This window comes from Marichromatium purpuratum 984, assembly GCF_000224005.2.
Classification (GTDB): Bacteria; Pseudomonadota; Gammaproteobacteria; order Chromatiales; family Chromatiaceae; genus Marichromatium; species Marichromatium purpuratum.
This window is the reverse complement of record NZ_CP007031.1, coordinates 1,626,129-1,650,700: the sequence shown is the minus strand read 5'-3', so window position 1 is coordinate 1,650,700 and position 24,572 is coordinate 1,626,129. Positions and strand designations below refer to the sequence as shown.

General features: G+C 69.0%; 19 protein-coding genes and 1 tRNA gene. 5 read left to right on the top strand and 15 right to left on the bottom strand.

Translation table 11 applies throughout. From position 1 onward, the window contains the following. Positions 1-13: 13 nt before the first annotated feature. The 4 genes from MARPU_RS07450 to MARPU_RS07435 all read right to left on the bottom strand — a co-directional run bounded on the left by MARPU_RS07450 (position 14) and on the right by MARPU_RS07435 (position 4,707). On the bottom strand, positions 14-481 hold the full coding sequence (locus MARPU_RS07450; RefSeq protein WP_005223733.1) for a rhodanese-like domain-containing protein: 468 nt from the start codon (positions 479-481) through the stop codon (positions 14-16). Positions 482-649: 168 nt separating this feature from the next. After that, positions 650-1,312: a response regulator gene (locus tag MARPU_RS07445; RefSeq protein ID WP_005223734.1), complete on the bottom strand. Its 663-nt coding sequence runs from the start codon at positions 1,310-1,312 to the stop codon at positions 650-652. Beyond that, the gene (locus tag MARPU_RS07440) at positions 1,312-2,901 is read right to left on the bottom strand and encodes a sensor histidine kinase (RefSeq protein ID WP_005223735.1); all 1,590 of its coding nucleotides are present in this window, start codon (positions 2,899-2,901) and stop codon (positions 1,312-1,314) included. The genes MARPU_RS07445 and MARPU_RS07440 overlap by 1 nt, the downstream gene beginning before the upstream one ends. A gap of 12 nt (positions 2,902-2,913) precedes the next feature. Continuing rightward, complete coding sequence (locus MARPU_RS07435; RefSeq protein WP_005223736.1) at positions 2,914-4,707, bottom strand: ABCB family ABC transporter ATP-binding protein/permease; 1,794 nt, start codon at positions 4,705-4,707, stop codon at positions 2,914-2,916. 309 nt (positions 4,708-5,016) lie between these two features. On the opposite strand from MARPU_RS07435, the gene MARPU_RS17545 reads away from it, so the two are divergent. Beyond that, entirely contained in the window at positions 5,017-5,187 is a 171-nt protein-coding gene (locus MARPU_RS17545; protein WP_005223737.1) for a hypothetical protein, read from the top strand. An 86-nt stretch (positions 5,188-5,273) separates the two neighbouring features. After that, positions 5,274-5,474 (top strand): TOBE domain-containing protein, encoded by a 201-nt coding sequence (locus MARPU_RS18130; RefSeq protein ID WP_084015226.1) that lies wholly within the window; start codon positions 5,274-5,276, stop codon positions 5,472-5,474. Between the two features lie 446 nt (positions 5,475-5,920). Here the strand turns inward: MARPU_RS18130 and MARPU_RS07425 are convergent, their stop codons facing one another. The 9 genes from MARPU_RS07425 to MARPU_RS07390 all read right to left on the bottom strand — a co-directional run bounded on the left by MARPU_RS07425 (position 5,921) and on the right by MARPU_RS07390 (position 19,504). Next, positions 5,921-7,360, bottom strand: a complete 1,440-nt coding sequence (locus MARPU_RS07425; protein ID WP_025275190.1) for a hypothetical protein — start codon at positions 7,358-7,360, stop codon at positions 5,921-5,923. 894 nt (positions 7,361-8,254) lie between these two features. Beyond that, the gene (locus tag MARPU_RS17540; protein ID WP_005223739.1) at positions 8,255-9,229 is read right to left on the bottom strand and encodes a hypothetical protein; all 975 of its coding nucleotides are present in this window, start codon (positions 9,227-9,229) and stop codon (positions 8,255-8,257) included. A 288-nt stretch (positions 9,230-9,517) separates the two neighbouring features. Next, the gene (locus tag MARPU_RS07420) at positions 9,518-10,933 is read right to left on the bottom strand and encodes a sigma-54-dependent transcriptional regulator (RefSeq protein ID WP_005223740.1); all 1,416 of its coding nucleotides are present in this window, start codon (positions 10,931-10,933) and stop codon (positions 9,518-9,520) included. Between the two features lie 177 nt (positions 10,934-11,110). Further along, positions 11,111-14,518, bottom strand: a complete 3,408-nt coding sequence (locus MARPU_RS07415) for a PAS domain S-box protein (RefSeq protein ID WP_005223741.1) — start codon at positions 14,516-14,518, stop codon at positions 11,111-11,113. Next, positions 14,515-15,315 carry a phosphate/phosphite/phosphonate ABC transporter substrate-binding protein gene (locus MARPU_RS07410; RefSeq protein ID WP_005223742.1) on the bottom strand — a complete coding sequence of 267 codons (801 nt, stop codon included), beginning with the start codon at positions 15,313-15,315 and terminating at the stop codon, positions 14,515-14,517. Before MARPU_RS07410 ends, MARPU_RS07415 begins: the two co-directional genes overlap by 4 nt. Positions 15,316-15,349: 34 nt before the next feature. After that, positions 15,350-16,030 (bottom strand): sulfotransferase family 2 domain-containing protein, encoded by a 681-nt coding sequence (locus tag MARPU_RS07405; protein ID WP_005223743.1) that lies wholly within the window; start codon positions 16,028-16,030, stop codon positions 15,350-15,352. Between the two features lie 812 nt (positions 16,031-16,842). Next, the gene (locus MARPU_RS07400) at positions 16,843-17,931 is read right to left on the bottom strand and encodes a glycosyltransferase (protein WP_005223744.1); all 1,089 of its coding nucleotides are present in this window, start codon (positions 17,929-17,931) and stop codon (positions 16,843-16,845) included. Beyond that, complete coding sequence (locus tag MARPU_RS17535; RefSeq protein WP_005223745.1) at positions 17,928-18,101, bottom strand: hypothetical protein; 174 nt, start codon at positions 18,099-18,101, stop codon at positions 17,928-17,930. The genes MARPU_RS07400 and MARPU_RS17535 overlap by 4 nt, the downstream gene beginning before the upstream one ends. Before the next feature lie 224 nt (positions 18,102-18,325). Beyond that, entirely contained in the window at positions 18,326-19,504 is a 1,179-nt protein-coding gene (locus MARPU_RS07390) for a glycosyltransferase (protein ID WP_043763293.1), read from the bottom strand. A 69-nt stretch (positions 19,505-19,573) separates the two neighbouring features. On the opposite strand from MARPU_RS07390, the gene MARPU_RS07385 reads away from it, so the two are divergent. Beyond that, the gene (locus MARPU_RS07385) at positions 19,574-20,518 is read left to right on the top strand and encodes a glycosyltransferase family 2 protein (RefSeq protein WP_005223747.1); all 945 of its coding nucleotides are present in this window, start codon (positions 19,574-19,576) and stop codon (positions 20,516-20,518) included. Positions 20,519-20,884: 366 nt separating this feature from the next. Here MARPU_RS07385 and MARPU_RS07380 read toward each other — a convergent pair. Further along, positions 20,885-20,975: transfer RNA gene (locus MARPU_RS07380), tRNA-Ser, on the bottom strand. 139 nt (positions 20,976-21,114) lie between these two features. On the opposite strand from MARPU_RS07380, the gene MARPU_RS07375 reads away from it, so the two are divergent. Continuing rightward, on the top strand, positions 21,115-21,933 hold the full coding sequence (locus tag MARPU_RS07375; protein ID WP_005223748.1) for a class I SAM-dependent methyltransferase: 819 nt from the start codon (positions 21,115-21,117) through the stop codon (positions 21,931-21,933). Positions 21,934-21,942: 9 nt separating this feature from the next. Here MARPU_RS07375 and malQ read toward each other — a convergent pair whose 3' ends face one another. Then, positions 21,943-23,457 (bottom strand): 4-alpha-glucanotransferase, encoded by a 1,515-nt coding sequence (gene malQ, locus MARPU_RS07370; RefSeq protein WP_005223749.1) that lies wholly within the window; start codon positions 23,455-23,457, stop codon positions 21,943-21,945. A 443-nt stretch (positions 23,458-23,900) separates the two neighbouring features. Here malQ and MARPU_RS07365 point away from each other — a divergent pair, with 443 nt between their 5' ends. Continuing rightward, complete coding sequence (locus MARPU_RS07365; RefSeq protein ID WP_005223750.1) at positions 23,901-24,473, top strand: carboxymuconolactone decarboxylase family protein; 573 nt, start codon at positions 23,901-23,903, stop codon at positions 24,471-24,473. Positions 24,474-24,572 lie beyond the last annotated feature (99 nt).

Genomic DNA, 24,572 nt, shown 5'->3' with positions numbered 1-24,572 from the left:
CATCCCACTGCCCTCAACGCCGCTCGGGGTTCACCTGATCGGGCCGCAGCCTGGGGGTGAAATAATCGTCGGCGACCTCGGGAGCGACCTCGACCCCGGCGGCGTCGACCAGTGGCTGGTCGTCGTCCTTCCAACCGCGCAGCCCGAGACGCAACGACACCACCCGCCGATAGCCGAGCACCTGCAGCGCGTGCGCGGCGAGCACGCTGCGATTGCCCGAGCGACAGACCACCACCTCGCGCTCGCGCGCCTCGACCAACTCGGGCAGGGTTTCCTCGTAGTCCCACTCGCAGGCCGATTCGAGGATGCCGCGCGGCACGTTGATCGAACCCGGTAGATGCATGGCTGCGTACTCGTCGGGCTCGCGCACGTCGACGATCAGCGGCGCCGGCGCGCACTCGAGCCGCTCGGCCAGATCCCAGGGCATGACCTCGCGGACCTCGGTCAGACAGTGCTGGATCAGTTGCAGAAAACGCTTCATGCAGAAACTCCCCGCGCGTCGCATGAGATCCACCACAGGCCGTCCCGGACGGACACGAAGCGGATGAATCGTGCTGGACACGACGCCCGACACCTCGACTCGGCACCAGGCAAAACGATTCATTGAATCATCATTGCGTGGATTTTGTCATTGATAAACCGAAAGCGCTCAGGATTCTCCCGCGCCGCCACGTGCGCACAGCCCGCGCTCGACGGCGATCACCGCCGCCTCCACCCGCGAGTGCACCTCGAGCTTGCGCAGGATCGCCTTGACGTGGAGCTTGACGGTGCCGTCGGAGATCCCGAGGCGCCGCGCGATCGCCTTGTTGCTCTGTCCCTCGGCGAGATGACAGAGGATCTCCTGCTCGCGCGGGGTCAGCTCGGGCGCCCCACCCACCGGGACCACACCGGCATGCCCACCCTCGGCCTGCACCGCGCGCGCCAGCACCACCGCCAGCTCCGGGGCGACCACGGTGCGCCCGGCGACGATGTCGCCGAGCGCGGCGATCAGCGCGTCGGGCTCCATGTCCTTGAGCAGATAGCCCTGCGCGCCCTGCTGCAGCGAGGTGATGACGTCGCGCTCCTCGGCGCTGGTGGTGAGCATCGCCACTGGCATGCGCAGCTCCGCGGCGCGCAGCGCACGCAACAGCTCCAGCCCGGTGAGCCGGGGCATGCGCATGTCGAGCAGCACCACGTCGGGGGCGTGCTCACGCGCCCGCGCCACCCCCTCGGCGGCGTTGCCGACGGCCACCACCTCGATGCCGCGCCGTTCGAGCAGCGCCTGCAGCCCGAACCGGAACAACGCATGATCATCGATCAGCAACACCCGCATCAGTCCGTCTCCCAGGCCGGGCGGCGCCCGGCGTCGAATAGCACCTCGACCCGGGTACCCTCACCCGGCTCACTCTCGATGCGTAGCTCGGCGTCGATGCGCCGTGCCCGCTCCTCCATGATCGACAGACCGATGTGCTCACCGGGATGGGCCCCGTCGACCGGCGCGCTGAAGCCCACCCCGTCGTCCTCGATGAGCAACACGTGCCGCGCCCCCTCGCGGGTGAGCAGCACCCGCACCGTGTGGGCGCGGGCGTGCTTGCGGATGTTGGCCAGCGACTCCTGAGCGATGCGCAGCAGCTGCAGCTCGGCGGCGGCGACCAGCTCGAAGGGTCGGGTGTCGTTCTGGAACAGCACATGGATGCCGCTCTCGCCGCCGAAGCGCTCGGTGAGCTTGGCCAGCGCCGGTACCAGCCCGCGACGATCGAGCGGCGCGCGGAAGCTCGCCAGCAGCTCGCGCAGCTCGGTATGGGCCTCGTCGAGTCCGTTGCGGATGCGCGCCAGATCGGTACGCGCGGGCGCCGGGATCGGCGCCTCGACCAATGCGTCGGCGAGCATCCGGCACTGGAAGCGCAGGCTCGCCAGGGTCTGGGCGAGCGAGTCGTGCAACTCGTGAGCGAGTGCGCTGCGCTCCTCGACGATCGACAAGCGCCGCGCCTCGGCGTCCGAGCGTTGCTTGGCGATCGCCATGCCGAGATGATGGCCGACGGTGAACAGCAGGTCCATGATGTCCTCGCGCATGCTCACCCCGGGGCGATCGACGAAGATGCTGTAGACCCCGAGCAGCTCGTCGCGATACTCCAGCGGCACCGTCACCACCTCGATCTCGGAGCTGGCGAACATCCGCCGCCCGTAGATGCGGGCGCAATAGCGCGCGTCCTGATCGCAGAGGATCTCGCCGGGGGCGAGCACGTTGCCGCACAGACAGAGATCGACCGGGGCCATGTCCTGCTCGCGCACCAGATCGTCGTCGAGCCCGATCGCACCGACCAACCGGCGGCTGCCGTCGGGCTGCACCAGTCGCACCGTCGCCGCGCGGCCGTTGACCATCTCCTTGAGCACCCGCAGGAAGCGCAGCAGCAGCGCCTCCAGGCTCTCGGCCTGATGGATGCCGGCGGCAACATCGTAGAGGATCTTCAGCGAAGCGGTCTTCTGCGCCAGACGCCGGGTCTGGCGCGCGACGCGGTTGTCCATGTCCTCGTAGAGATCGGTCAGCTCGGCGTTGAGGTCGCGGATGTCCTCGGCGATCGGCGCCAGCACGCCAAGATCACGCAGCTGCTCGCTCGCCCCCGGCTCGCCCTGACAGACCCGCGAGAGCGACTGCTCGAGCCGCGCCAGCGGCGCCAGCAGACCGCGGCACAGCCGCCGCCACACCAGCGCCAGCGCCGCCGCGCCGAGCAGCGCGGCGCCGAGCGCGAGCGCCCGCGTCCAGCCCGTCGGCGCCAGCACCGCGAGCGCCGCCAGCACCACCGCGCCGAGCAGCACCAGCAGCGGCGCGCGCAACCCCAGCGCCACGAGCAGCGCGCGTACCCGCCGCCCCTCGTCGAATCCCTCCGCGCTCAGGCGTCGCCGCGCGCCACCGATCCGCATCGCCCATCCTCCCTAGCTCGACTGCGCGCCCTCGCGCTGCTGCAACTCCCACATCGCCGCGTACTGGCCGCCGGCGGCGAGCAACTGCTGGTGGGTGCCCTGCTCGCGGATACGCCCGGCCTCCATCACCAGGATGCGGTCGGCCTCGACCACCGTCGAGAGACGATGCGCGATCACCAGGGTGGTGTGGTTCTCGGCGACCTCGGCCAGGGTCTGCTGGATGGCCTGCTCGGTGCGGCTGTCGAGCGACGAGGTGGCCTCGTCGAAGACCAGGATACGCGGACGCTTGAGGATGGTGCGGGCGATCGCCACGCGCTGCTTCTCGCCGCCGGAGAGCTTGAGCCCGCGCTCGCCGACCACCGTCTCCCAGCCATCGGGCAGCGACTCGATGAAGTCGCGGATGTGTGCCATCTCGGCGGCCTGCTCGATCTCGGCGCGGCTCGCCCCGGGGCGACCGTAGGCGAGATTGTAGTAGATGCTCTCGTTGAACAGCACGGTGTCCTGCGGGACGATGCCGATGGCCGCGCGCAGGCTGTCCTGGGAGACGGCGCGGATGTCCTGACCATCGATCAGCACCCGTCCGCCGATCGGGTCGTAGAAGCGAAACAGCAGCCGCGACAGCGTCGACTTGCCCGCGCCGCTGTGCCCGACCACCGCCACCGTCTGCCCGGCGGGGATGGTGAAGTCGACATCGCGGAGGATGGCGCGCTCGGGCTGGTAGTGGAAATCGACGTGCTCGAAGCGCACCTCGCCGGTGCGCAGCGCCAGCGCCGGGGCGCCCGGGGCGTCCTCGATCTCGGGCTCGCGTTCGAGCAGCTTGAACACCAGATCCATGTCGGCCAGCGCGTACTTGATCTGGCGATAAACGATGCCGAGCATGCCGAGCGGGATGAACAGCTGCAGCAACAAGGCGTTGACCAGCACCAGATCGCCGATGCTCATGCTGCCGTCGACCACCCCGCGGGCGGCGAGGATCATGATCAGGGTGACGCCGACGGAGATGATCGCCCCCTGGCCGAAGTTGAGCACCGACATCGAGTTCTGGCTGCGTACCGCCAACCCCTCCCAGGCGTCGAGGGTAGCGTCGTAGCGCTCCAGCTCCAGGCGCTCGTTGCCGAAGTACTTCACCGTCTCGTAGTTCATCAGGCTGTCGAAGGCCTGACTGTTGCCCTGCGAGTCGAACCGGTTCATCTGGCGGCGGTAGTCCATCCGCCACTCGGTGATGGCGAAGGTGAAGACGAAATAGACCGCCACCGTGGCGAAGGTCACCAGGGTGAAGCTCAGCGCGTACTGCCCGAGCAGCACCACCGCGATCAGCAGGAACTCGACCACCACCGGCAGCACGCTGAACACCACATAGTTGAGGATGGTCGAGACCGAGCGGGTGCCGCGCTCCAGATCGCGGCTGATCGCCCCGCTCTGGCGCCCCAGGTGGTAGCGCAGCGAGAGCCGGTGCAGATGCGTCAGCACCCGCGTCGAGAGCCGACGCATGGCGCGATAGCGCACCCGCGCGAAGACCACGTCGCGCAACTCGTTGAACAGCGAGGACGAGAGCTTGAGCGCGCCGTAGCCGAGCAGCAACGTCAGCGGCAGCACCAGCGCCTGGGTCTCGGGGTGCTCGAAGGCGTCGACGATCTCCTTGAGCAGCATTGGCACCCCGACGTTGGCCACCTTCGCCAGCACCAGACAGCCGATGGCCAGCGCCGCGCGCCCCCGGAACTCCCAGAGGAAGGGCAACATCGCCCGCAGATTGTGCCAGTCACGGCGGTCGCCGTGGATGCGCTCGGTGGCGGAGATTCGTTTCATGATATGGCTTGAGCCGGCGCGCCGGCTTGGCTGGAGGTGGAACAACGGACGTCGTGGCGCACCACGCCGGGGCACGAGACCCCGACCGGCACGTCCGGCGTTCAGGGGAAGCAATTATGCGGCCAAGCGCGGTTGGGCTCCAGCGTGGCCAGACAAGCCTCTGTCATGCCGGCCCCATCCAGCGTCGTCGGTGCTGGAGACGGATTTGAACCACGAAGTCGCGAAGAGCGCGAAGGATTTTCGTGTCGGGGCCGGCCCCTCACACGTCTTGTGACACGCCCCATTGTTCGGTCAGAATCCTGGAGGCCAATGGATGAACAGATCTCGGGAGCCGTCGCCGTCATGGAGCAGCCTATCACCCAACCTCCCTTCGTTGGCGCCTCGCGCATGCGGCTCGTTGACGGTTTGCTCTCGGCGCTGGATGAGGTCAAGACGCACCGCGAGACCCGGCTGGTCTCACTGGAAACGCCCTCCGGCTAGGGAAAGACACCAGTCGCCCAGGAATTCTACGCCCGGCTCGCCGCACGCGAGGCCGAGAACAATCCGAACACTACTGACCGGCCAGCATCCTCGACACCATTCTGGAGGCCCAGCTCGATCAGGTCGGCTCGCGGCGCAAGCATGTCTACCCTCGGCCTCGCCGTCGGCACCCCCCCCCCGAGGGCCGCCTGCTCGCGCGCATCACCCGCCACTCCTGGGAACGCCTCCGCCACCACCCCGGTCAACAGGTGCATGCGCAGGTCAAGGCGGTGGCGGTGATGGATTGAGCCCCGCCGCTCGGGTCATCACACTGTTGTCGCCGCCTTGTCGGCGACCTCGATGGGTGACAACGGGAGGCACGCCTGCAACGCGTCAAGATCTGCTGCATCGGCTCCAGTGAAGAGGCCGCCCTGGCCATCCGCTGCGGCGCCTCGGCGTTCGGGCTGGTCGCGGAGATGCCCAGTGGGCCCGGCGTCATCTCCGAGGCGGAGATCGCGGAGATCGCCGCACGCATCCCGCCGCCGATCGCCAGCGTCCTCCTCACCAGCCGCACCGACCCCGCCGAGGTCATCGCGCAGCAGAGGCGTTGCTGGCCTCACGCGCGGCCCATCAGAAGACGCGCGGGCCGCTCGACAGCATCCGCTGACGCGACGACGGTCCGGCATCTCCAGCATTCTCCCCGCCCTCTCCGTCCACATCGTCGAGAGGCACCTGCTCAGCTCACGCGCCTCACTCAATCGCCCCCCAATGACGATACGGCTCCAGCGTGATCGGTGGCCGCACCCGCAACCGCCTCATCAACACGCGCGCGGATGGTGTCCAACCCCTTCCGGTCCGACGGGCTGATGTGCCGCCCCGCTCGATCAAGGGTGTCGAAGATCGCCAGCATGGTGCCCCAATGCCGAGCCAGCGCGTGTTGGTCACCGCGAGCATCGGCGACCGTGCCAAGTTTGTAATACGACACGGCCAGGTCGCGCTGCCAGCCGGCGTGGCTCGGGTCGGACTCGGCCAGGCGCTCGGCAATGTCCAGGCTCTCCTCGTGGGCGGCCAGCGCCCCGGCCAGATCCCCCTGCGCGGCCTTGATGTCGCCGACCCTGTTGAGGCTCACGGAGCGGTCGCGCTGCCAGCCGGCGTGGCTCGGGTCGGACTTGGCCAGGCGCTCGGAGATGGCCAGCGCGCCATCGTAGTCCTGCTGTGCCCCGTCGAGGTCCCCGCGCGCAACCTTGAGGTTGCCGGTGCGGTCGAGACCGAGCGCGAGAAAATGCTGCCAACGCGGCTCTTCGGGCTGGAGCGCGATCAGCGCATCGACGCGCTGGCGGGCCAGGGTGAAGTCGCGCTCGGCCGCATCGAGATCACCGCGAATCACGGCGAGGTCGGCCTGATCGATGAGGAATCCGCGGTGGGTATCGAGGGCCTCGGGCCAGTCCGGGGCGAGCCCAACGACCTGCGCATAGAGCCCACGGGCGTGCTCCACCTCGCCCTCGGTGGCATAGAGGCCGGCACTGGCGAGCAGCGGTTTCAACTTGGCACGGTTGGCGGCACGGTCCTTGAGGAAGTGCGCGATGATGTCGCCACGCTGTGTTTCGATGTAATCGAGTGCAGCGGAGGGACCTTCTTCGTCCAGAATACGCGTGAGTTCCTTGGCGACGCTGTCGGCATCGGCGCCGCTGGCGATGCGCTGGAACTCCTCGGCCAACGCATCAATACGTGCAAGCTGTGCATCGCGCTGCGCCTCGGCGGCCTCAAGCTGACGCTGGCGCGCCTGCCAGTCGCCGACAATCGCCTCGGCGGCGTCTTTATCCCGCTGATAGGTCGCCTCGACCGAGGCCTCGAGCTGGGTGCGGAGCCGGGGGGTGGTGACAAGGTGCTCGTCGAGCTTGGATTCGACATAAGCGACGAGGGTGACGACGCTGGAGGCGACGGCGATGAAGGAGAGCAGTAAGCCCCAACCCGAGCGCAGCCAAGTGCGCCAAGCGTGTCTGGAGGCCAGCGATTCGGCCTCGGGGTCTATCGACGTGGCGTCGGCAGACGGTGGCGCAGCCCCCGGCGAAGGCTCGGCAAGAGCCTCGGGCTCGGGCGGCGGGCCGTCATCGCTGCCGGTAGGAGTGGCGGCCTCCGCAGGCGGCGAGGCCGGTTCAAGGTCTTCGGGTTGTACGTCACGCGGATCCGTCATCCTGGAATCCTCGGTTGCGGGCTTACCCTGAAGCCGCTCTACACACACTGCGCGAACGCCAACCACCCTGATTATCGACGTTTGAACGCGTTTTTTGGTCTTCGTCGTGAGTCGAGGCCGGTCTCTGGGCTTCACCGCTCGAATCCAGGGCCGATCGCGATGGGTGCGATTCGAGCGCTGGATGATTGCCGTTCGCTACAAATAGCGGGCGAATCAACCCCGCTTCATCCGCTCGCCGGGGAGACAGCCGTGGTAGGCCGATGGTTTGACCCCGGCGCATAAAAGTGTCGGGCGCACGCCGTCGTGTCAAGGGGCCCTGCCCTCGCCGCTACACGACTGCGGGCCGCACCAACCGCCTCCGCTCGGATTGAGGTTCCCGCCGAATTTCGTCCCCCAGGGATTGACGTAGACTGACGATCAACGCTTGGAGCGCACGACGCAGAAGACCCCGCAGCGGGTATACACGCTGGAGCGGCGCTCAGGTGGGTGCCGTCGGGGCGCAGCATCGCCTCGATCGCGCGCGAGATAAGCCTGATAGAGCAAACGGTGCGCAACTGGGTGCGGCGCAGTGAGGCGGTCAAGCTGGAGGAAAGCGCGGGCAAGGCAGGGTATGGAGCCCCGATATCACCGACATTTGGGCCCACCAGGGCTGGCTCTATCTGGCCGTCGTCTTCGACCTGTTCAATCGCAAGTTCGGCGAGCGCTTCGCGATCCGCGAGGCCATGCGCGCGACAGCCTTCGAGTACATCGAGGTCTTCGACAACCGCAAGCGGCTGCGCTCGACACTTGGCGATCGCCCCCGTCGAATTCATGCAACAGTGGCAGGCGGGACAGAACAGCGATCAGACGGTCGCATGAGATCAACCCCCTGGGGGACGAAAAAACAGGTGAACCTCATTCAGATTCAGGTTCCTCTGGATCCTTGACGCCCAATACATTACGCAGCCATACCTCAAAGGCGCCGACAAACGCATTTTGACTATCCTCGTCGAGGGCCGCCTCGATTGCCTTTAGACCAACACCAGGCTCCTCTGAATCGGTCACCACGGCCGTAACTACCTTGGGTCCAGAAAAAACCGACTTCAACACCATCATGTCAGTACCAGCCAGAAGACTCGCATCATACGATCGACCTATATCAAGACGACCGAAATCTTGATAGAGCATCAAGGCACTTCCTTCCGAACCTCCACTACCAGAATTACTTCCGACAGCCTGATAGCCCATAGTCAGCATCAAAGAAACATTTTTCATTCCTGAGCCAGGATTCCTTCCTACTGAAGCTCCGTAGATCAAACGCCTTGGCTTAAAAATAAAAGCATCTTTCTTTACAACAACATCTTCCTCAAGATAAAAAGCAGGACATCCCACAAATCGAGACCTCCCGCCACTGAAAGCGGCAACTACATCAGAAACATCTTTGCAACCCTCAGGCGAACCTGTCACGCTATCATCACCCATGCTGCCAATAAGCCCACGAGCAACAATCAAACACCCTTTTTCATTATCTACAAAATCACCATCAAAATACGTGATCGCCGAAAAGGAACCTGACAACCCATTCTTATAAGCTTCAATGTTTTCATCAATCAAATTCACAGCAACCTTGGCACCATAATACGCCGCAGCAGAAAAGACCGCTGAAGCAATAGTCCCGTAGGCCTTTGTTTCTTGAGAAGGAGAATCGCATGATGATTCATCTTGAAGAAGACGCTCACAACTACAAGGCTTGAGAACGAGAAAGTTTCCTAGACGCTTATCTGCCTCTTTGACTTCCAAACGATCAAAATCACGGCGATCCATGCCACTCACGCAGGAAACAATAAAAAACACTGAGATCGAAACCCCAAAAAACCTTGTCAATTTCATACCTCACCTCATATTTCCCAGCCATTACGATCTGTTTTTCCGCCCGCCACGAAACGGCGTCCCACGCTGGAACGACTGTCAACTCCAATATCCTCACCGAACGATTCGCCCTACCGGCCAAGGAACCACCGAAAAATTACATCAACTCAAGATTAAACACGTTTCGTGTAAAATCAAGTTCTAATGATGCATCGACGCGAGACAGAAACCGACTGTTTCTATCTGAAAAGCCCGTTCCCGTACGGAAGCGTTCTCTGAGCGATCGGCGGATCCAAAGGGCTCGGACGACTACCCCTCCCCACTCTGCCAAGCCTGCCGCTTCCGATACAACGTCGAGGGGCTGACTTCGAGGAGGGCGGCGGCGCGGGGGATGTTGCCGTCGCAGTGGGCGATGGCGCGTTCGATGGCCTCGCGTTCGACGCGCCACAGGGGTTGGATGCCGGGGTCGGGTGTCGTGGTGGTGGTGGCTGCGGCGGGCGCCGGTTGGGTGGGTTCGGTGAGGGGGGTGCGCGACGGGGTGATGAGGTGTTCGGAGAGCGGCGGCGGCAGCATCTCGGGGTCGACGGTCTCGCCCTGGTGGAGCACGACGACGTTGCGGATGACGTTCTGCAGCTGGCGGACGTTGCCCGGCCAGTGGTAGTCGCGCAGTCGCGCCGCGGTGGCCGGGGCGAAGCGCTGGAACGCCTTGCCCTCCTCGGCGGCGAAGCCCTGGAGGAAGTGCTCGGCGAGCAGCAGGATGTCGTCCTGGCGGGCGCGCAGCGGCGGCAGTTCGATGGGGATGACGTGGAGACGGTAGTAGAGGTCCTCGCGGAAGCGCCCGGCGGCGACCTCCTTGAGCGGGTCGCGGTTGGTGGCGCAGACGAAGCGCACGTCGACCGCCTCCTGACGGGTGGAGCCGACGCGCTGGAAGCTGCCGGTCTGGACGAAGCGCAGCAGCTTGGTCTGCAGATCGAGGTCCATCTCGCCGATCTCGTCGAGAAACAGGGTGCCGCCGTCGGCCTGTCCGGCGGCGCCGACGCGGTCGCGCGCCGCGCCGGTGAAGGCGCCGCGCAGGTGACCGAAGATCTCCGACTCCATCAGGTCGTGCGGGATGGCGCCGCAGTTGAGGGCGATGAAGGGCGCCTCGCGGCGCGGTCCCTGGCGGTGGATGGCCTCGGCGCAGACCTCCTTGCCGGTGCCGCTCTCGCCGGTGATGAAGATGGTGGCCTTGCTCGCCGCGGCGCTGTCGATCACCCGGTAGACGGCCTGCATCGCCAGCGAGGCACCGATGAAGCCGTGGTAGCGGTCGCGGTCGAAGGTCTCCTGGATGGAGTCGAGCAGGCTGGAGAGACGCTGGCGCTCGAGCGCGTTGCGCAGGGTGACGCGCAGGCGCCGGGCGTTGAAGGGCTTCTCGATGAAGTCGAAGGCGCCCTCGCGCATGGCGTCGACGGCAAGGTCGACCGAGCCGTGCCCGGTGATGATCACCACCGCCGTCGGCAGCCGCTGCGCGCCGACGTGACGGAGAATCTCCATGCCGTCCATGTCGGGCAGGCGCAGGTCGAGCAGCATCGCGTGCGGCGGGTGCTGGGCCAGCGCGGCGAGCGCCTCGGCGCCGGTCTCGACGGGCTCGACGCGGTAGGGTTCGGTGGCGAGGTAGCCGCTGTAGACCTCGCGCAGGACCTGACTGTCCTCGACGATCAGGATGCTGGGGGGTGTCTGCTCCATGGCGGGCGTCCTGGTCCGTTGGCGCGCCGACGACCGCCCCCGCGCGGGGGCGGTCGCCTCTCCGATGGTCGAGCCTCAGATATAGGGATCGTGCGCGGCGGCTTCATCCACCGCGCCGTCCGACGGTTCGCGTGACGCCAGCGCTGGCGGTACGCGCCGTCGAGGTCGACGGCGCACTCAGTCCCGAGCAGGCTCGCGCGGACCGTCCTCGCCTCCCGCGCAGCGTTGCCCGAGCGCCTCCAGCGCCTGCTCGGCGCACCCGCGCAGCCGCGCGATCAACGCCTCCAGACGGTCGCGGTCGGCGGCGCGGGCGGCCTGCTCGCAGTCGAAGGCGAGCGCCTGCAGCGCGCGCGCGCCGAGGGTGCCGGAGGCGCCCTTGAGGGTGTGGGCCTCGTGTTCGAGCTGGACGATCTCGCCGCCCTCCCAGGCCTGCTCGATGCACGCCACCCGGCGCCGGGTCTCGATCTCGAAGGTCTGCAGCATGCCGACGAGGAAGTCTTCGCCCATCTCCTCGGCGAGTTCGTCGAGCACCCCGAGATCGAGCACCCCGACCGCCGGCGCCGGCGCCGCGCGCTCCCTGGCCGCTGAGTCGGCCGAGGCATCCTCGGCGCGCTCGCCACCGAGCCAGCGCGCGAGGGCGGCAAACAGCTCGGCGCGCACCACCGGCTTGCTCAGATAGTCGTCCATGCCGGCGGCCAGGCAGCGCTCGCGATCCTCGCTGAAGGCGTTGGCGGTCATCGCCACGATCGGCACACGGGCGCGCTCGCCGGGCAGCGCGCGGATCGCCCGGGTAGCCTCCAGCCCGTCCATCCCCGGCATCGAGACGTCCATCAGCACCAGTGCATAGGGGCGCGCGCGCAGCGCGGCGAGCGCCTGATGACCGTCGGCGGCGGTCTCGACCCGGTAGCCGGCGCGCTCGAGGATCGCCAGCGCCACCAGACGGTTGGCCTCGCTGTCCTCGACCAGCAGGATCGGGCCGGTGGCGGCCGTTGCCGCCGGCGTCGGCGCCGCCGGCTCGGGCCGGGGCGAGTCGGGCACGGGGAAGAGTTCGGGGGCGCCGAGCGCCACGCCGAGCTGCCGACACAGTGCGCGCGGCATCAGCGGCAGGGTGGCGGTCTCGGGCGTCGGCGCGCTCGTCCGGTCGCGATGGATCGGGATCTCGCGCGCCGCCGTCCCCGCGCCCGGCGGGGCCACCAGCCACAGCCGCGCGGGCACGGCGGCGGCCTCGGCGAACCAGCGTTCCTCGCCGACGATCACCACCTCCAGACCGAGCAGCCGGAGCTGGCGCGCCAGCCCCTCGGCGAGCGGCGCGCTGGCGGCCCACACCTGCACCCGCCAGCCCGCGGCCAGACGCGCCAGACGCGCACGCCGCTCGTCGGCCGGGGCGCGCGCGCGCAGCGGCAGGCGCACCCAGAAGCAGGAACCAGCGCCGGGCTCGCTCGCGCAGCCGATCTCGCCGCCCATGATCCGCGCCAGCCCGCGACAGATCGCCAGCCCCAGTCCGGTGCCGCCAAAGCGTCGGCGACGCGAGTCGTCGACCTGGACGAACTCGCTGAACAGCTCGGGCAGACGCTCGCGGGCGATACCGATGCCGGTGTCGCGCACCTCGATCGAGAGTCGCTGCCCGGCGCCCTCGCCCATCACCCCGGCGCGCAGTTCGATGGCGCCGTGCTCGGTGAACTTGAGCGCGTTGCCGAGTAGGTTGAGCAGGATCTGGCGCAGCTGACCGGGGTCGAGTTCGACCCGCACCGGCAGTTGCGGGTCGAGGGTCAGCACCAGCTGCACGCCCTTGGCGAAGGCGCGCGCAGCGAACAGCCCGAGCACCCCTTCGAGCAGGGGTTCGAGGGCGCAGGGTTCGGGCCGGGTCTCCATCCGTCCGGCCTCGATCTTGGAGAAGTCGAGGATGCTGTCGACCACCGACAGCAGGCTGTGCCCAGCCTCGCCGGCCACCCGCGCACGGGCCGCCTGCTCGGGGTCGAGACCGCTCTCGAGCAGCAGCTCGTTCATGTTGAGGATGGCGTTGAGCGGGGTGCGGATCTCGTGGCTCATGGTGGCGAGGAAGCGCGACTTGGCCTCGCTGGCCTGCTCGGCGCGGGCGCGCGCCTCGATCAGCGCCGCCTCGGTGCGCTTGCGCTCGCTAATGTCGATGAAGTTGGCGATATAGTTGGTCACCCGCCCCGCGGGGTCGCGCACCGTGGTGATGCTCAGCCACTCGGAGAAGATCTCACCGTCGCGGCGACGGTTCTCGATCTCGCCCTCCCAGTGGCCGTCGCGCTCCAGCCGCTCCCACATCTCCTGGTAGAAGCGCTGCGACTGACGCCCGGACTTGAGCAGTCGCGGCGTCTCGCCGATGGCCTCGTGCGGGGCATAGCCGGTGATCGCGGTGAAGGCGCGGTTGACGCGCAGGATGCGGCTCTCGGCGTCGGTGATGAAGATCGCCTCCTGGGCCTCGAAGGCCTGGGCGGCCAGACGCAGCTCCTCCTCGGCGCGGCGCCGGGCGCTGATGTCGCGGATGAAGGCGGTGAAATAGACCGTCTCCTCGGCCTCGACCTCAGTGATGGCGATCTCGATCGGGAACTCGTGGCCGTCGCGGTGCAGCGCCTCCATCTCCAGACGCTGGCCGATCACCCGCCCCTTGCCCTCGGCGCGAAACCGCACCATGCCGCGACGGTGGGCGGCGCGATAGCGCTCGGGGACGATCAGCCGTTCCAGCGGCTGGCCGATGGCGTCCTCGCGCAGATGGCCGAAGATCTGCTCGGCCGAGGCGTTGAAGTCGACCACCCGGCCATCGAGATCGATGGTGACGATGGCATCGAGCGCGGCATCGAGCAGCGCGCTCTTCTGCGCCTCGCTGCTGCGGATGCGCTCGGCGAGCTGACGGGCGGCGGTGAGCGCCTCGTTGAGATCGGCATAGCTGCCGGCCAGGCGCGTGGACATCAGGTTGAAGGCGTGGATCGCCTCGCCGATCTCGTCGTGGCCGTGCTGGGGGATGCGCACCCCCGGACCCTCGCGGGCGATGCGGTTGGAGGCATCGCGCAGACGCAGCAGCTGACGGCTGAGATAGGTACCGAGCAGCAACGAGAACAGCGCCACCAGCGCCATCTCGAGCAGCGCAATCCCGATCGCCCTGGAGCGCGCCGAGCTGAGCAACGCGTGGAAGGGCTCGACCGAGACGCCCAGCTCGACACGACCGAAATAGGCCCCACCGGCATGGATCTCGGCACGGGTGTCGAACACCCCGTCGGTGGCGCGCGAGGCGTCCTGATCGGGCACGAAGCGTCGCGCCAGCGCGCTCGCCGCGCCGGCCTCGGCGAGGATCAGACCGTCGCGATCGCGCACCCGCGCATAGACGATGTCGGCGTTGGTCAGCACCTCGTCGAGCAGGCTCTCGAGCCGGGCCAGATCGGTGGCCAGCACCGCGTCGGTGGCATTGGTCGCCACCAGGTTGGCGGCGGTGGCTGCGCGCTGGAGCAGCTGCGCCTCGTTCGACTCGCGCAGCCAGCTCAGCGCGCTGAACACCAGCAGCGCCAGCAGCACCGCCTCGATCAGTGCGATGCCGAGGATGGTCTTGAGACGGAAGCTCACGGGGCCTCGGCGCGCAGATCGTCGAGCAGGTCGATACCGAGGGCGCGCACGTCGTCCCAATCACCATCCTCGGCGGCCACCAGCCGGGGCATCCCCAACGTCTCGATCAGCGCCTGTCCCTCGGCGTCGGCAGCCAGTCCGAGCATCGCCTCGCGCACCCGCGCGAGCACCTCGGGGGCGACCCGCGGATGGCTGGCGAAGGCGTGGCGGGTATAGCCCTCGGTGGTCATCAGCACGCGTAGCTCGGCGCGCCGCTGCGGGGCGAGCGCTTCGAGGGTGCGCACCACCCCGCCGCCGGCGGGATAGAGTCCGACGCTCACGGTGCGGTAGACCGAATCGTGCGAGGCGACATAGCGCGAGGTGAAGGTGATGCCGCGCTGGGCCAGCTCGGCGCGGATCAGCACGCTGGCGGCGAAGGCCGCCGGCGCCGGGAAGGCCAGGGTCGCGCCTTGCAGCGACTCGACCTCGCGCAACGGGCTGTCGGCGCGCACCACCAGCACCCCGCGCAGCCGCCCCTCGGCGCGGGCAAGGGCGCGATAGCCGGGGTCGCGGGCGAACACCGTGTAGTGATAGGGGTTCATGTAGGCGAGATCGTACTCGCCCTGCGCCAGACGACGCTCGAAGGTGGGGATGTCGGCGGCGGTCTCGAAGCGCAGCGCCACCCCGGCGCGCGCGCCGAGCGCCTCGAGCAGCGGCACCCAGAGACGCGCCAGGGTGCTGGCCGATTGCTGCGGCACGATGCCGAAGCTCAGCTCCGTGGCCGGTGCGGCCAGCGGTGCCACGAGCAGGGCCAGCAACAGCAGCGGCGGCCAGCGACGGCGCCGGGCGTGCTCAGAAGCGGTAGCCGAAGAGTTCGATGTCGCGCCGGAAGCGGCGCGCAATCCAGTCGCGGCTTTGTGAGTCATAGAACTCCCGATAGTCGAGCCGGCCATGCCGGGATCGGTTGAAGTGCTCGGGCGCCGGGGGCGCCAGACCGAGATGGTCGCACAGTGCGGTCAGATCCTCCTGGTAGTACTCGAAGCGGGCGAGGAAGTCGATCTGCAGCCGCCCCCCTCGATCGCTCAGATAGTCGCTCTGGGAACGACCGACCATGAAGCGATGAACGGGCGCCTGGCTGGCCCAGGCAAGCCAGTCGCCGGGCGCGCGCGGGCGCAGCGCGCGACGCAGGAACTGCTTGAAGCCGGGGCCGGAGAGATGCCTCGTGCCCAGCGCCTCGTCGGAGCTGGCGCGCGCCAGCGCGATGTACCACGACAGCGCCAGATCCCAGGGGTTGCGCACGAAGGCGAAGCGGAAGTAGTCGGGATACCTGGCCAGCAGCCGGGCGTTGTCGCGATAGGTGCTGTGCTGGCGACCGTCGAAGTGACAGCGGTCCTGCCAGCCCGGGGCGCGCACGTCGAGCCCGGCGAGCGAGGCCCGGGTGTCGAGGTCGTCGCGCAACACCGAGGTCAGTGAACTCCCGCCGGTCTTGGGGATGTGGAAATAGACGAAGCGGCGGCTGTGGGAGAGCAGCATGGTGTTCTGGCTCCGGGGTCGGGTTTCCAGGGATGAGCGGATTGGACGTCCAGATCGCCTTGCGCAGACGTCTGCTCAACCCCAGCAACCACCGTGCCAGGCAATCGGACTCGCGCGCCAGCTCCTCGGCCGGCGGTGGATTGAGACGGTCGTCGGACAACCGCGCCTCGGCCCCGCGCGGGCGCACGGCGGTGCAGCGGGCGCAGACCCGCTCGGCCGAGCCCCCGACGCTGTTGCGATCGGTGCGCGGCGAGGCGGCGAGGCGGCGAGGATCAGGCTATCGCAGCACGTCGGCCACGCCTCCGGGCAGGCGGCGAAGTGCACCGGCGCGAGCGGCGGCGCAGGATGCGACTCGATCTGCAATGGCCGCGCCCGAGCGGCCCCGAGGCCGTCGAAAGCGCCCCCGATGACCCCCTCCGCTTCGTCGTCGACACCATCGCCCATCCGCGCTCCCTCCTCCTCCTCGTCCATGCCGCTCGGGGCGGGAGAGCCCCAGACCCCGCCAGGACACCTGTAGGCGCCCGCGTCAGAGCACAAGCCAGGCCCGCCGCGCGGCCACGCTCACTGGCCCGCCTTCACCCCGTGTCATCGGCGCGCGCACGACCGCGCCGATCCAGCCCCCGCATCAGGGGAAGGCGCACACCGACGGCGACTACAGGACATGCACGGCGCGGGCAACCGTACCAAAAACAGCGCCGACCCGGCCATCGGTACCAGACTACCGTCCCCGGCCGACAGCCGATAGCCGGGGGCTTTCATGGGGGCACGGCGGCCAGGGTGAGCACGACGAGCCGACGGCTCCACACCGCGAGTCAGCTCGCAGCGGGTTGACGGAGGGCGGCGTAGGCCGCGGCCATCGCCCGCAGCTCGGCGCGGACGAGGACATAGGGGCGCGGGTCGGACGGCAGGGCGCGCGCGATGCCCGCGAGCTGCACCGCCAGCGCCGTGCTCAACACCGCGACATCGCCCGGCGGCACCACCCGGGCGGTGGCAGGACAGGCGGTCTCGACGGCGGCGCCGGTGGCGGCGACCACCACCGGGATGCCACAGGCCTGGGCCTCCAGCGGCGCCAGCGCCAGCCCCTCGGCCAGCGCGGGCCAACAGCACAGATCAAGCGCCTGGTAGAAGGTCGGCATGGCATCGACCCGCCCCATGAAGTGCACACGCTGCGACAACCCCAGCCGGGCGACCAACCGGCGCAGCGCGCCCTCCTCCGGGCCGCTGCCGGCGAGTGCCAGGTGGGTGTTCGCGTCGAGCCCAAGCAGCGCCTCGATGAGCAACTGCTGGCCCTTGAGCGGGTGGAGTCGCGCGGCGCAGCCGATCAGCCGCGCCTCGCGCGGGAGATCGAGCTGTTCGCGCGCCAGGGTGCGATCACCGGGCACGAAGTGATCGGTGTCGACCCCCTTGAGAATCAGCCGTGGCCGCCATCCCGGCAGGCGCGCGCGGATGCGCGCGGCGACATGCTCGGCATCGGCGACCAGCCGTGGCCGGGTCAGCGCCAGCGTGCTCCAGTGCAGCCAGCGCCGACGCACACCCTGCAGATGCCAGGTGTCGTGCTCGGTGTGCACCAGATGGCGCACCCCGGCCAGGCGCGCGGCCAGACCGGCATAGACCAACGGGCCGATGTGATGGGTGTGCACCGCCACCGCCCCCTCGGCGCGCAGCAGCCGCGCCAGACGTGGGATCAGCGTCGGCGTCCAGCCCGCGGGCTTGGCGAGAAAACGCAGCCGAGCGACATGAGTCTGCAGCCGTGGCCAGGCGGCAACCGCCGCTGCGCCCTCACCCTCCAGACTCACCACCAGGTGGCGCTCGGAGGCGGCGCCGTGACGCGCCAGCTCCAGCACCATGGTCTGCAGTCCCCCGGGACGCAGGTGCGGCACGACATGAACGATGGTGGTCATCGGGGATCCTCCACGAGCAGATGATCGTCGGCACGGTCCGTCGAGAGATCCTCGACCCCGTCGTACGGCCTGAGTGGGGTGCGGCTGAGCACCGGCGGCACGGTCAGGTCGCGCTGAGGCCCGGCGCCGGCGGGCAGATCGTCGATGCGGTAGAGCAGAGCGATGGGCATGGTCGGGACCGAGGAGCAGGGGGTGACGGATCGTCAGCAGATCGCGTGCCACGTCTCATCCGCGCGCGCCGGCGCGCTCCCGTGTCGCCCCCCGCCCTCGCGTTGCAGCGTGCAACGCGACCGGCAGCGGGCCCTTGCATCCTGCAACGCTCTTCGGGACGGCGTCGCGGCCAGCGCGAACCCGTAACCGGCGCCCGATGTCCGGGGCGTGCGCGGGGGCCATCTCACACCTCCTCGACCAGCGCCGAGAGCGCCCGGGCCTGGCGCTCGGCGGTGAACAGCTCCAGCAACCGTCTGCGCCCCGCCTGCCCCATCGCCGCCAGGCGCAGCGGCGCCATGGTCGCCACCGTCTCGAGGGCGCGGGCGAGCGCAGCGCGATCGCCCGGCGCCACCCGCCAGCCGGTCTCGTCGGTCACCATCTCCTTGCAGCCCATCAGCATGGTGGTGACCACCGGCAGCGCCATCGCCATCGCCTCCTTGACCACCACCGGGTCGGTGTCGCGGTCACCGTCGGCGGCGATGCGAAAGGGCGCGACCAGTGCCCGGTAACCGGGACCGTGACGCGCCAGCCACTCGGCCGGACGGACCCCGAGGAACTCCACCCAGTCATCCAGCCCGAGGCGCGTGCAACGCGCCTGCAGCGCCTCGCGCAGTGGGCCGTCGCCGACCAGATCGAGCCGCGGGCGGTGCGCCGCCGGGACCAGCGCCAGCGCCTCGAGCAGATCCTCCACCCCCTTGGTCTCGCGCAGCCGACCGATGAACAGCAACCGATCGGCGTCCGCGGCACCGCTCACCACCGGCGCGAAGGTGCGAGGGTCGACCCCGCAGTAGAGCACCCCGACGCGCGCGCGCGGCGCCAGCGCGGTGAAGTCGCGCCGCATGTCCTCGCAGACGGCCACCGCGAAGTCCACCCGGTCGAGCTTGAGCGCGAGATCGGCGGGGGTGGCAGGGGCGGCGTAGACGTCACGGCCATGACCGGCGAAGGACACCCCGATACCGAGCCAGCGAGCGGCGACGATCGCCGTGGCGGTGGAGGCCTGGGCGAAATGGGCATGGAGATGGGTACAGCCCTCGTAGCGCATCACCGCCGCCACCCGCGCGGCGCTGTAGAGCAGCGCGGCGCGCGGCAGATCGCGCTGGCGCAGCGCGAAGCCGAGCCCGCGCATCAGGCTCGGGCGGAGACCGCCGAGCGCCTCGGCGGCATCGGCCGGACCGAGATCGGAGAGATACCAGGTGCGCACCGCCAGACGCTGATCGCTGGCCTGGGCCGGTCCCGGATGACGGCGGAAGGCGATCGGCACGACTCGGTGACCGAGCGACTCCATGGCGCGGATCTCGGTACCGATGAAGGTCTCGGAGAGAACCGGAAAGGCGGGGACGAGGTAGGCGATCGTCTTCTTCATGGTCATGATGTTTCCGTTTGGCATGCGAACTGCTGCGCCTCGAGCAACATCAATGCCAGAGGACTCGCCATGTCGCCCCAGCCCATCCAGGTCTCGATCATCATCCCCACCCGCGACTGTCTCGAGCAGCTGCCGCGCGCGATCGACAGCGTTCTCGCCCAGCAGCTCGAGACCTTCGAGGTGCTGGTCGTCGACGACGGCTCCGAGGACGGCACCTGGGACTGGCTGTGTGCGCGCGCCCGGCACGCGCGCTGGCTGCGCCCGATCCGGCTCGGCGGTCATGGCGCAGCGCACGCGCGCAACCAGGCCATCGCCGCGGCGCGCGGCGAGCTGGTCGCCTTTCTCGACGCCGATGATTGCTGGTACCCGGGCAAGCTCGCCGCGCAGCTCGCCCTCCACCGCCGCGACCCCGAGCTGGTGATGAGCTTCACCAACTACCGCCATGTCGGCGCCGACGGCGAGGACCATGGCGACTGCTTCAGCCTCTGGCCCGGATTCCGGCGACTGCTCGAGGGCGACGACGCGTTCCGCCGGCTCTCCCACCCCGCCGCGCTGCTGTTCGCCGAGAACGTGGTCGGCACCTCGACGGTCGTGGCCAGACGCGATGCGTTGCACAATGCGAAGGGATTCGACCGCCAACTGCATTCTGCAGAGGACTGGGACCTGTGGCTGCGCCTGGCCAGCGCCGGGGCGGTCGGCTTCAGCCCGCGCGTCTACTGCGACTACGAGAGACGCGCCGAGGCCGAGGCCGCTCGCACCGAGGCGCGGCTCGCGGCGCTGGCGCAGATCATCCGGCGCTACCGCCCCGAACTCGGCACTGCGCACCCGCTCGCACTGCGCCGCGCCCGCGCCCGGTTGCTGGTCGGCGAGGCCGAATGGCACCGCGCCGAGGGCCGCCCGGCGCGGGCCTGCGCCAGCCATCTGCGTGCGCTCTCGCTCAACCCGCAGTGGCGCACCCTGCGCGGCGCGTTCACCGACGGGCGACGGCTCGCGCTGCGGCCCTGGCGCGGCTGAGGGTTCAATCCGCCCAGAGACCGCGAACAGAGGCGGCCACAGCTCCGGGACAGGGATGGCAAGCATCCGGCGCGGCGCCTTCATCGAGACCGCCCGGCTCGCCCCGTCAGCCAGCGGCCACCGGCCCGATCGGCCCGGACGATCCGCAGCAGCAGGCGAATCCGCGCGCGCAGCGCACAGGATTGGGGAAGTTGACAGCGGGTACGGACGACTCCGGCGGAGATGATGCGCGAGACATGCGCGACCCGAGGCCGGACGCTATCCACCCCGTCGGGGCGGCTGAGGATCAGCCCGGGTGCCCCGGCGATCGGGGCGAGGAGATGCGGACAAAAAAATACCGCCTCGAGGGCGGTATTTTTTGCTGTGTGGCGGAGAGGGTGGGATTCGAACCCACGATAGGCTATTAACCTATACACACTTTCCAGGCGTGCTCCTTAAACCACTCGGACACCTCTCCGGAAAACACGCCGACAGGAAGACCTGCAGCGCGTTTGAGCCGTGAACTTTAACCGAAACCCCGACGGCTTTCAACCCGTTTCTTCTCGCCCGCCGAGCAGGCATCATCGCCCGACCCGTCCCGGCCAGATCATCGCCCCATGTCCGATACCCGCGCCAGCACCGCCGACCGTCACCGTCTCTACGAACTCGCCGTCCAGGCCCCGGAGGCCGAGATCGACCTGCTCGATCAGCTCGTCACCGACCTGCGCGGCCGTCCGGCGCGACGGCTGCGCGAGGACTTCTGCGGCAGCGCCGCAATCGCCGCGGCCTGGGTGCGCCGCCGCCCCGACAATCAGGCCCTCGGCATCGATCTCGACGCCGCGGTGCTCGACTGGGCGCGCACCCACACCCTCGCCGCGCTCGCGCCCGAGGCGCGCGCACGGCTGGCGCTGCGCCAAGCCGATGTCCGTGAGGCCGCCACCGCGCCCGTCGACCTGGTGGTGGCGATGAACTTCAGCTACTGGCTGCTGCGCAGCCGCGAGACGCTCGGCGACTACTTCCGCGCGGTGCGCCGCGCGCTCGCCCCCGACGGGGTCTTCCTGCTCGATGTCTACGGCGGCTACGACGCCCCGCGGGTGATCCGCGAGGCGCGCCGTGTCGCCGACCCCGAGCAGGGCGACTTCGACTACATCTGGGAGCAGGCGCGCTTCGACCCGATCAGCAGCGATCTGGAGTGTCACATCCACTTCGCCTTCGACGACGGCTCGCGGCTCGAGCGCGCCTTCAGCTATCAGTGGCGGCTGTGGACCCTGCCCGAGCTGCGCGAGCTGCTCGCCGAGGCCGGCTTCGGCGAGGTCGGCGTCTACTGGCAGGGCTGGGACGCCGAGGGTGAGCCCGACGGCGACTTCGTCGCGGTCGAGCGCGGCGAGCCCGACGCCGGCTGGATCGCCTATCTCGGCGCCACCCCGGCGCGCTGAGCGCCGCGCTCAACCCTCAGGGTGCGGCAGCCGCCCGAAGAGTCGACTGAGCGCGCGCAACCGCTCGGCGCTGCCGGCCTCGAGCATCTCCTCGCGAAAGCGCCACTCCCAGTTGCCCTCGGCGGTGCCGGGGCGGTTCATGCACGCCTCGGCGCCGAGCCCGAGCACGTCCTGCAGCGGAAACAGCGCCATCTCCGCCACCGAGCCGAGGGCGCTGCGGATGAAGTCCCAGTGGATCTCATGACCGTCGGTGTTGAGATAGACCCGGGCGTGGCGGCGTACCGACTCGTCGCGGCTGTCCCACCAGCCGCGCAGGGTGTTGTTGTCGTGGGTGCCAGTGTAGACGGCCTGACGGGGGCGGTGGTGATGGGGCAGGAAGTAAGACCGCCCGAAACCCTCGGGGATGTCCTCGAAGCCGAACTGGAGGATCGCCATCCCCGGCAGTCCCAGCCCGTCGCGCAGCGCCTCGACGTCCTCGGTGATCACCCCGAGGTCCTCGGCGATCAGCGGCGGATCCTCGCCGAGCGCCGCCTGGAGCACGCTGAAGAGCCGCATCCCCGGCCCGGCGACCCAGCGCCCGTTGACCGCGGTCGGCTCGTCGGCGGGGATCTCCCAGTAACCGGCAAAGCCCCGGAAGTGATCGACGCGCACCAGATCGACCAGCCCGAGCACCTGGCGCAGCCGCGCCACCCAGAAGGCGTAGTCGTCGGCGGCCAGCGCCGACCAGCGATACAGCGGGTTGCCCCAGCGCTGTCCGGTGGCGCTGAAATAGTCCGGCGGCACCCCGGCGACCACCGTCGGTTCGCCCTCGGCGTCGAGTTCGAACCAGTGCGGGTGGGTCCACACCTCGCTCGAGTCGTGGGCGACGAAGATCGGGATATCGCCGATCAGGCGCACGCCACGGGCATGGGCATAGTCACGCAGCGCCTGCCACTGCTCGAAGAAGCAGAACTGGACGAAGCGCTGCAGCGCCAGCGCCTCGCCGTTGGCCGCGGCCCAGCGCGCCAGCGCGCCGGGATCGCGCAGGGCGTAGTCGCGCGCCCACTGGGTCCAGGGGCGCTGCGCGTGGAAGGCCTTGAGACCGCTGTAGAGGGCGAAGTCCTCGAGCCAGTCGCCATGGGTCTCGCAGAAGGCGGCATAGGCCTCGCGCTGCACCGCCGTGGCGCGCGCCTCGAAGCCGCGCCGGGCGCGTTCGAGCAGCGCGCGCTTCCAAGCGCCGACGGCCTCGTACTCGACCCGGTCGGCGGCGAAGGCCGGCGCCTGCTCCAGATCCTCGGGATCGAGCCAACCGGCCTCGAGCAGCCGCTGCGGACTGATCAACAACGGGTTGCCGGCGAACGCCGAGGTGCACTGATAGGGTGAGTCGTGATAGCCGGTGGGACCGAGCGGCAACATCTGCCACAGCCCCTGGCCGGCGGCGGCGAGGAAGTCGACGAATCGGTAGGCACCCGGCCCCAGGTCGCCGATCCCGAAGGGACTGGGCAACGAGGTCGGGTGGAGCAGGATACCGCTGGTGCGGTGCATGGAGGGGCCTCCCGGTCAGCTGCTGTCCGCTGGTCGCATCCTAACGCCGATCGCCCCGCGACAGCGACCACGATCCGCATGGACGGACACGTTCGCATCACTCCGGGCGCACCGCACGGCTCGCACCGGGCACGGGTCGGGCGATCGGTGACAGGCCGAGCCTCCGATCATGGGGACGCGGGCAAGCCATTGAAAGCAGGGCGACGCCGTCGCGCGGCGGCGCGCGACGATTGATCCGCGAGCGCGCCTTGGGCTAGCGTGGAGACACCGGCGCGCCGACGACGCAACGTCGACGCACCGGCCTCGAGCCGTCGTCCGCAACCGTGACCGGGCGCACGGTTTCGACACCTGCACTTGGCTTCACCCCATTCGCCCGCACCGGGTGTCCGACGCCGGACGGATCTCTCCACCCCGGCCCCGACAGCAGTAGGAACCCATCGACCATGAGCAGTCCCGACACCTTCAAGCACTCACTCAGCCGCGCCCGCGAGTACGGACTCGAGGAATTCCTCGAGATCATCGGCGAACTCTCCCAGGAGAGCACCAAGAAGGGCCGCATCGACCGCGCCAGCAAGGAGCTGATCACCCTCGGTATCGCCCTGGCCAAGCAGTGCCGGCGCTGCATCGACATCCACAGCGATGCGGCACAGCGTCTCGGCGCCGGCGATGGCGAACTCAGTCAGGTGCGCAAGATCGCGCTGTTTCTCAAGGCCAGCCCCAGCGGCGGCGGCGAGATGTGGGAATCCTGGGAGGACTCCTGGCGCGAGTACGTGCTTGGGCGCGGTCCGATCGAGCACCATGTGCGCGAGCTGATCGCGCTCGGCATCGCCCTGGTCGAGCAGCGCCGCGAGCACATCCGTCTACACGCGCGCTCGGCGCTGGAGTTCGGCGCGCCACCCGAGGAGATCTTCGAGGTGATGCCCATCGCGCTGCTGATGGACGGCGCCCCCGCCCTCTCGCAGATCCCCCATCTGGTCGAGGCGCTCGAGGCGCCGACACTGCAACTGAGTGCCTGAGCGCAGCGCGTGGTCGCGCCCTGGGCGCGGCTGCGCTAGCATCCGCAGCTGACGCGCCGCCCATCGCCTGCGGTGGCGGCGCCATCACGCCGGCCCCAG